The organism is Deltaproteobacteria bacterium (genome assembly GCA_019308925.1).
In the GTDB taxonomy this organism is placed as follows: domain Bacteria; phylum Desulfobacterota; class B13-G15; order B13-G15; family RBG-16-54-18; genus JAFDHG01.
Genome location: JAFDHG010000022.1, coordinates 21389 through 29055, shown reverse-complemented (window position 1 = coordinate 29055; position 7667 = coordinate 21389). Strand labels below are relative to the sequence as shown.

General features: G+C 51.5%; 8 protein-coding genes. All 8 read left to right on the top strand.

Annotated elements, in window-relative coordinates; genetic code table 11:
* A partial coding sequence (locus JRI46_05110) for a branched-chain amino acid ABC transporter permease (protein ID MBW2038965.1) occupies positions 1-332 on the top strand: 332 nt, incomplete at its 5' end.
* A gap of 10 nt (positions 333-342) precedes the next feature.
* Positions 343-1104 (top strand): ABC transporter ATP-binding protein, encoded by a 762-nt coding sequence (locus tag JRI46_05105; protein ID MBW2038964.1) that lies wholly within the window; start codon positions 343-345, stop codon positions 1102-1104.
* Positions 1091-1798: an ABC transporter ATP-binding protein gene (locus JRI46_05100; GenBank protein ID MBW2038963.1), complete on the top strand. Its 708-nt coding sequence runs from the start codon at positions 1091-1093 to the stop codon at positions 1796-1798. The genes JRI46_05105 and JRI46_05100 overlap by 14 nt, the downstream gene beginning before the upstream one ends.
* A gap of 187 nt (positions 1799-1985) precedes the next feature.
* Entirely contained in the window at positions 1986-2420 is a 435-nt protein-coding gene (locus tag JRI46_05095; GenBank protein MBW2038962.1) for a hypothetical protein, read from the top strand.
* Between the two features lie 44 nt (positions 2421-2464).
* Positions 2465-3445 carry a TAXI family TRAP transporter solute-binding subunit gene (locus tag JRI46_05090; GenBank protein ID MBW2038961.1) on the top strand — a complete coding sequence of 327 codons (981 nt, stop codon included), beginning with the start codon at positions 2465-2467 and terminating at the stop codon, positions 3443-3445.
* Between the two features lie 15 nt (positions 3446-3460).
* Positions 3461-3943, top strand: a complete 483-nt coding sequence (locus JRI46_05085) for a DUF1850 domain-containing protein (GenBank protein MBW2038960.1) — start codon at positions 3461-3463, stop codon at positions 3941-3943.
* A gap of 10 nt (positions 3944-3953) precedes the next feature.
* On the top strand, positions 3954-5831 hold the full coding sequence (locus JRI46_05080) for a TRAP transporter permease (GenBank protein MBW2038959.1): 1878 nt from the start codon (positions 3954-3956) through the stop codon (positions 5829-5831).
* Between the two features lie 84 nt (positions 5832-5915).
* Positions 5916-7538 (top strand): long-chain fatty acid--CoA ligase, encoded by a 1623-nt coding sequence (locus tag JRI46_05075; protein MBW2038958.1) that lies wholly within the window; start codon positions 5916-5918, stop codon positions 7536-7538.
* The last annotated feature ends 129 nt before the right edge of the window (positions 7539-7667 follow it).

The window sequence follows — 7667 nt, the reverse complement described above, 5'->3', positions numbered from 1 at the left end:
TCACCAGCGCCTCGCTCGCTGGATTGATTGGGGCCTTGGCGTGGGCCCTAAAACTGACCTATGTGTTCCCACCAGAAGTCTTTGAAATACACTATACCATAGAGTGCATCATCATTGTCCTGCTGGGAGGGGCAGGTACACTTCTCGGCCCTGTTGTCGGAGGGCTCATGTATGGGTTGTCCAAGTACTGGCTCACCGTTATCATACCAGGATTTCAGCTCCTCATCTTCGCGCCGATCATCGTTGTAATCATCGTGGCCTTTCCCGAGGGGGTCATCGGCGTGCTGAAGCCAAGGTTAAAGGGCACAGTTTTGGAGAAGTTCATCATATAGGAGAGGTTTTATGGCGTTATTGTTAAAGTTGGAAAATATAACCAAGAGGTTTGGCGGCCTTGTAGCCGTAAATAATGTGAGTCTGGAGATTCAGCCAGGGGAGGCAATCGGCATAGTGGGCCCTAACGGCAGTGGAAAGACCACCCTCTACAATGTCATCAGTGGGGTCTACCCTCCAGAGGAGGGGGGGGTCATCTTCGAGGGGAAGGATATCACCCATCTGCCGCCATATAAAAGGACCCCTTTGGGGATCGGGCGAACCTTTCAGATCCCTAGACCCTTTAGCTCGGCCAGCGTGAGGGAGAATGTGGCAGTCGGGGCCATGTTTGGTACCCTGAGCGGCAAGGTCAGCGTGGATGAATCGTTGGAGATAGCTGACCGCTATATTGGACTCGTGGGTCTTTCGGCCCACAGGGACAAGGCGGCCGGGTCATTGACCCCGGTGGACAAAAAGTTGATGGAAATCGCCCGGGCCTTGGCGATGAGGCCCAAGCTCCTCCTCATGGATGAGGCGTTGGCTGGAATGCACCCCAAAGATATTGACGAGATGGTTGCTTTTTTGAAGAGGATAAAAGAGGAGGAGAATATCGCCATCGTCTCTATGGTGGAGCATATCATGCGGGCGGTGGTGGGATTTGCTGAGAGGGTGATGGTGATGCACCAGGGTAAGAAGTTGGTTGAAGCACCTACGGCTGAGGCCTTAAAAGATCCAAGGGTCATAGATGTATACCTTGGACGTCCGATGGAGGAAGAGGGACATGCTGAAGCTTGAAAATCTTGAATCTGGATATGGGCCAATGCAGGTATTGTGGGGGCCGAACATGGAGGTCAAAGAGGGTTCTATAACCTCCTTGCTCGGGCCCAACGGAGTCGGGAAAACTACCCTGCTCAGGACTATCTTTGGTTCGATAGAGCCCTGGGGGGGGAAAATCACCTATGAAGGTGAGGAGATCACCCATTTGCCGACCCACAAAAAGGTGGATCTGGGCGTCGTGCTCGTCCCTGAGGGGAGGCACCTTTTCGTCGGCATGAGCGTGCACGAAAATCTCATCATGGGGGCCTATCCCAAAAAGGCCTTGAAAAACGTAAATGAGACCGTCGAACTGGTATATTCTCTATTCCCCATCTTAAAGGAAAGGGACAAACAAAGGGCTGGTTCGCTGAGTGGTGGAGAACAGCAGATGTTGACCATTGCCAGGGCATTGATGACGAGGCCAAAGTTAATAATGCTTGATGAACCAAGTCAGGGCTTAGCCCCCAAGCTTGTGGGTGAGGTCTTCGAGACGATCGAAAAGATGGAGGCCGAGATAGGCCTGACCATCCTCCTTGTTGAGCAAAACGTTGAGGCCTCTCTTAATGCCTCGGACTATGTCTACGTCATGCACGAGGGTACAATAAAGGCAGAGGGGAGTGCGGAGCAGATAAAAGGGTCACAGGATATAAGGGAGGCGTACCTGGGGATTTAAGAATTGCGACACTTGCTGGAAAGAGAATTTAGTTTTGCCACGGTGTGAGCCGCTAGGGCGTTGCTCTAAGCAGCTATTTTTACCTTCGGAGTAAGCCTCATCATAAATAAAAATGATAAAGGAGGTGAGGAAAAATTTTTTAGGGGGTTTTGAGGCCAATATGATCTTATAGAGAGGAGGGAGGGTTATGAGAAAGAGATATATTACGTCTAAGACTTTTTTGGGGCTGGTTTTCCTAATCGTCTTGGGATTGGTCCTGGGATGTGCGGGAATGATGTACAAGCCTTCAGGTCCGGTAAGTTGCGCCACCAAGATAAAGTGGAATGTTACCAAAGAGGCTGATGTTACCTTTTTAAATTGTTATATCAGGCAGTTCAAAGGGTGGAAAAAACCGGTCTGGCACTTCGAGGTGGGGATCAAGAACAAGTCTGACAAACCCCAGAGATTCCGCGTGCAATTTATCCTGCCTGAAGAGGGGGTTGCCTCTGGTGGGTTACTCCCGCGCAAAGGGAAACCACCTGTGTTGGCTCCAGGAAAGGAAGCGAAGGGAACCTATCCTGTAAATTGTGAGAGGGCTCCAAAGAAGGTCACAGTTGTGGTGAAGACAATATCTATTAAATAAAGATAACATATTAGAAGGGAGGCGAGATCATGAGACATAGTTCCATGAAGGTTTTTCTCATTATGATATGTGCCATATTCTTGGTGGGGCTTGTCTTCGGGGCAAGCCAAGCTCCTGCAAAGGAACAGCTCATCTCCGTCAGTACTGGCGGGACCGGTGGGGTCTATTATCCTTATGGCGGTGGCCTGGCCGAGATATGGACCAGGTATGTGCCGGGTGTGAAGGCAGTGGCAGAGGTCACAGGTGCATCTGTGGAAAACGTCAGACTGGCCCACAGGGGTGAGACCCTGATCGGTGAGGTGATGAACGACGTAGCCTATCAGGCCTATTACGCAGAAGGGCGGTTTAAGGGGAAGCCCCAGAAGATCCTGGCCATGTTCCAGATGTACCCCCATCACTATCACGTGGTGGCCCTGAAGGGGTCTGGGATCAAGACCATTTATGACATCAAGGGGAAGCATGTCTCCGTGGGTGCACCTGGCAGCGGCACCGAGTTTAAGACCAATCTGGTCTTCAAGGCCCTGGGGATCTCTTATAAGGATTTCAAGGTCCACCGCCTCTCGTTTACAGAGAACGCCCACGCCCTCAAGGATAAGACCATTGATGTGGGGATATGGGATGTGGCTGCCCCTACCTCGTCTGTCATGGATCTGGCCACCACCAGGGATATCGCCCTCATCTCCTTCAGCGACGAGGACATTAAAAAAATCTGCGATGCCTACCCCTTCTACTCCCCTTTTGTGATGCCACCTGGTACCTATAAAGGGGTAGATTATCCGGTGAAGAATCCCTCAGTTTGGAACACCGTTCTCTGCAACGCCGATGTATCAGAGGATCTGGTGTATAAACTGGTGAAGGCGGTCTTTGAGCATAAGGATTATCTGGAAAAGATACACCCCTTTGCCAAGTATACCACTCCGGAAAACGCCCTAGCCCACTCGGCCATTCCCCTGCATCCGGGTGCCATCAAGTATTACCGTGAACTGGGCCTTAAAATACCTGATCGTCTGATACCGAAGAAGTAATCAAGAAGGGGAAATGTGAGGAGGGCAGTCCTTTTAGCTGTTATGCTTGGAGCGACCGCCCTCCTCCTTATATGTACTCCTTGGCTGGTCATAGAGGATATAGGGGGGGGAGGAAGGGTAGCGGCCTTTCCACTTAAGTGGGGTGAGCGGTTTGAGATATGCTACATCCACTCTGTGGATCGCAAACCAGTGTGCGAAGTATTCAGCCTCCAGAGAGGGAAAGGGATTGTGCTTCACGAGACCTACTTTCGGATGTTTGGAGCAGGCATGGGACACTGGCAAGGACACGGTCATATTGTTGGTGAAGGGGGATGGATCAAGATAAAGGAGATAGGTGAACCTGTAGGCAGCTTTCTCCTAAGGGTAGGTTCTCGCGGGGTTGATCATACCCTCTCTGTGAGAGGGAAAAAGATCAACCTCACGGAGAAGGCTGAAGGAAAGCTTGTAGAGCTGAAGATGAAGACCCACCCCTGGATTTTGTCTTTGATCAGAAAGTGAGGCTGGAGAGATGGATGAGGAAGTTGTCAAGGTAGAACGCAATAGGCAACTGAGGGGAATTCTCTCTCTTATAGGTTCGGGGATCGCTATAGCCCTTTCTATTTTTCAACTCTACACTGCTGGTCTTGGTGCCCTTACGGCCATGTTCCAAAGGGGCATACACATCATGTTTGTATTGGCCATCGTCTACCTCTATTACCCCCCTTCCAAGAAGGCCTCAAGGGTGAGGTTTGATGGATACCTCATCCTTGATTTATTTCTCTTTGCCCTTTCTTTCGCAGTAGTCCTCTATATCCTGGCGTTTTTCGATCAGATCATAGAGAGGCAGGGGGAATGGACTGCCCTCGATATAGTGATGGGAGGTGTGGCCACCCTTTTGGTCATAGAGGCAACCAGGAGGGCAATTGGCCTGGTCATGTCTATTATATGTATCGTCTTTATCTTCTACGCCTATCTGGGATCATATATTCCTGGCCTTCTTTGTCATAAGGGGTACAGTATCCCTCGCATAGTGGGACAATTGTATTTGACAACTGAAGGGATCTTTGGTCTTCCCCTTGGTGTTGCTGCTACGTTCGTGTTTATCTTCGTCCTGTTCGGTTCTTTCCTCGAGGGAACAGGTGGTGGCAACTTCTTCACACAACTGGCCTATGCCCTTACAGGACGTATGGTAGGCGGACCTGCCAAGACAGCGGTCATCGCCAGCGGATTTATGGGATCGGTCTCGGGTAGCGCCGTGGCCAATGTGGTCACCACTGGTTCCTTTACCATCCCCATGATGAAAAATACTGGTTACAGGCCCCATGTCGCTGGTGCTATAGAGGCGGCGGCCTCCACCGGCGGCCAGCTCATGCCACCGATCATGGGTGCAGGGGCGTTCTTGATGGCGGAGTTTACCAACACGCCTTATTTGAAGATCGTCAAGATTGCGTTAATACCCGCCATTATGTATTACTTCGCTGTGTATTGCTTCGTTCACCTGGAAGCGAAAAAAACGGGTATCAAACGTCTTGATGCCAAGGACCTTCCGAAATTGTTCGCCGTCATAAAGAGGGGCTTTCACTTTCTAATTCCCATCGGAGTCCTTGTCTACTTTCTCGTCGCCAACTATAGTCCTATGATGGTCGGATTCATGGGGGTAATCTCTGTCCTGTTAGTGTGTATGATACGTAAAGAAACAAGAATAGGCATTTGGGATATTCTGAGACTCCTCGAAAGAGGGGCGAAGAATGCGGGGATGGTCTCTGTGGCCTGTGCGGCTGCTGGGATCATTGTGGGGGTGGTGGGGCTTACCGGGCTTGGGCTCAAGTTCTCAAGTGTGGTGCTTTCCCTGTCAGGTGGGATAAAGCTTATTGCCATCTTACTTGTCGGCCTTGCCTCGATGTTCCTGGGTATGGGGCTTCCGGTGACAGCCTCCTATATTGTCCTTGTAATCCTGGCAGGACCGGCCCTCATGGAGCTAGGGATGGCGATGCTCACGGCCCATATGATCGTCTTCTGGTACAGCCAAGACGCCAATGTCACCCCTCCTGTGGCCCTTGCCGCCTTTGCTGGAGCAGGGATAGCCGGGACAGAGGCCATGAAGACAGCCTTTGTGAGTTGGAGGGTCGCCATTGGCATGTACGTAATACCTATTCTCATGGCCTATTCACCTCTGCTCCTCGACGGCCCTATGCCCCAGGTGATCCGAGCTATATTGAGTGGGTGCTTGGCGCTTATGGCCTTTGCCTCCTTATTTGAAAGATATCTCCGCAGGGAAAACACGATCCCTGAGCAGATAATGATGGGAGCGGCTGTCTTGGGGTTTATGTGGCCGTATCTGTGGGCGAATATAACAGGACTTATCCTCCTGCTCACAGTATTCGTTCTGCAGATGAGGAAGGGTTAAGTCTATTACTTAAGGGGGCATGGCTACCGCCCCCATAAATTATCGTCTTTTCCCCAAGATACTATAAAATTGAGGAGTGAAGCCATGAAGATTTTAAGGAACGGAGGACATGTGGAATATCAAGTGCCGCCAGATAGGCCGTGGCTTAAGTTTTGGCCAGAAGGCGTGCCGCGACACCTGGACTACCCCGAGATGCCCCTCTTTGAGCTCTTATCTAGGGCAGCCCAAAAGTGGCCAGAGAACATCGCCTTCAGTTGCCGGGAGCGCCAGCTGACTTACAAAGAACTCGATGAGCTAACTGGCAAGCTAGCCGCCGGGATCCGTAACCTGGGAATAGAAGCGGGGGACAGGGTGATGCTCTTCCTTACAAACAGCCTTGAGTTCATTATCGGATACTATGGAATACTGAAGGCTGGCGGCACGGTTACCACGGCCAACCCGCTCTATCGGCAGGTAGAGTTAAGGCATCAGCTTAACGACACCGAGGCCAAAGCCTTAATAACCAACAGGGACCTTTACCCCCTGGTCAAGGAGGTGCAAACGGAGACCCAATTGAGGGTTGTAATTTTGACTGACGCCGAGGAGAATGGGGCAATCTCCCTTGATCAAATTCTGGAGAAGTACCCACCCACTCCACCCACATTCACGGTAAGGCCCATGGATGACGTAGCAGTCATCGTCTACACCGGGGGGACAACTGGGCTCCCCAAGGGGGTATTGCTGACCCACTATAATCTAGTGGCCAACGCCATGCAGAACGCTGCCTGGTTTGGATGGAGCGACAAAGATGTCATCATAGGTTTGCTCCCCTTCTACCATAGCTGGGGAGGCTGCACCTGTATAAACTCACCGATCTACAGCAGCGCCAGGGTGATCATACTGCCCCGCTTTGATGCCGAGGAATTGCTGATGAGGGTGGAGAGAGAAAAGGCCACAGTCATCTATGGCGCTGCGACCATGTTCGCTGCTTTGGCAAATAGCCCGGTTATAACCAAATATGACCTATCGAGTCTGAGATATGTCAAGGCAGGGGCAATGCCAATTCCACCGGAGATCAGAGAAAGATGGGAGCGGCTAACCGGGGTCAAGATGGACTTAGGTTACGGCTTGAGTGAGGCCTCACCGGAGACCCATAACTCACCACTTAAAAAAATAAAGTCCGGAACCATCGGAATCCCTGTTATGGATACCGATGCCCGCATCGTGGATGAGGAAACAGGCGAAACTGAGCTGCCACCGGGCCAGATGGGCGAGCTGGTGATTCAGGGACCGCAGGTGATGAAAGGATATCTAAACCGACCTGAAGATACCCAGGAGGCACTCCGCAACGGGTGGCTTTACACGGGTGATCTGGCCATGATGGATAAAGAGGGGTATTTTCGCATCCTCGACCGCAAAAAGGAGACCATAAAGTACAAAGGATACACCATCGCCCCGGCCGAGGTTGAGGCCGTCCTCTACGAACATCCCACGGTCAAGGAATGCGCTGTGGTCGGAAAGCCGGACCCTATGGTTGGTGAGGTGCCCAAGGCCTACGTAGTGCTGAATGAGGGTTTCACCGTGGACAAGGAGGAACTCATCAACTTTTGCGCCGACCGTATTGCCCCTTACAAGCGCATTCGAGAGGTTGAATTCATCGAAGAGATACCCAAGACGCCTGTGGGGAAGGTGTTGCGAAGGGTGCTCCGGGACAGGGAGGGATGTTGAGCAGCCAGAAATCGAAGGTCTCTTCAAAGTTTTGCAAATTTTCTTTCGATCTTGGCCTTGTCTTGGAGACCATGGAGCGAGAGAGGGCTACCAAGTCGGAGAAGTACTGGAAGGATTTAGAGAGGAGGG

Bases quoted from the DNA above. Each gene is read 5' to 3' on its own strand.
- JRI46_05105 (MBW2038964.1), top strand. From the start codon at position 343: ATGGCGTTATTGTTAAAGTTGGAAAATATAACCAAGAGGTTTGGCGGC.
- JRI46_05100 (MBW2038963.1), top strand. From the start codon at position 1,091: ATGCTGAAGCTTGAAAATCTTGAATCTGGATATGGGCCAATGCAGGTA.
- JRI46_05095 (MBW2038962.1), top strand. From the start codon at position 1,986: ATGAGAAAGAGATATATTACGTCTAAGACTTTTTTGGGGCTGGTTTTC.
- JRI46_05090 (MBW2038961.1), top strand. From the start codon at position 2,465: ATGAAGGTTTTTCTCATTATGATATGTGCCATATTCTTGGTGGGGCTT.
- JRI46_05080 (MBW2038959.1), top strand. From the start codon at position 3,954: ATGGATGAGGAAGTTGTCAAGGTAGAACGCAATAGGCAACTGAGGGGA.
- JRI46_05075 (MBW2038958.1), top strand. From the start codon at position 5,916: ATGAAGATTTTAAGGAACGGAGGACATGTGGAATATCAAGTGCCGCCA.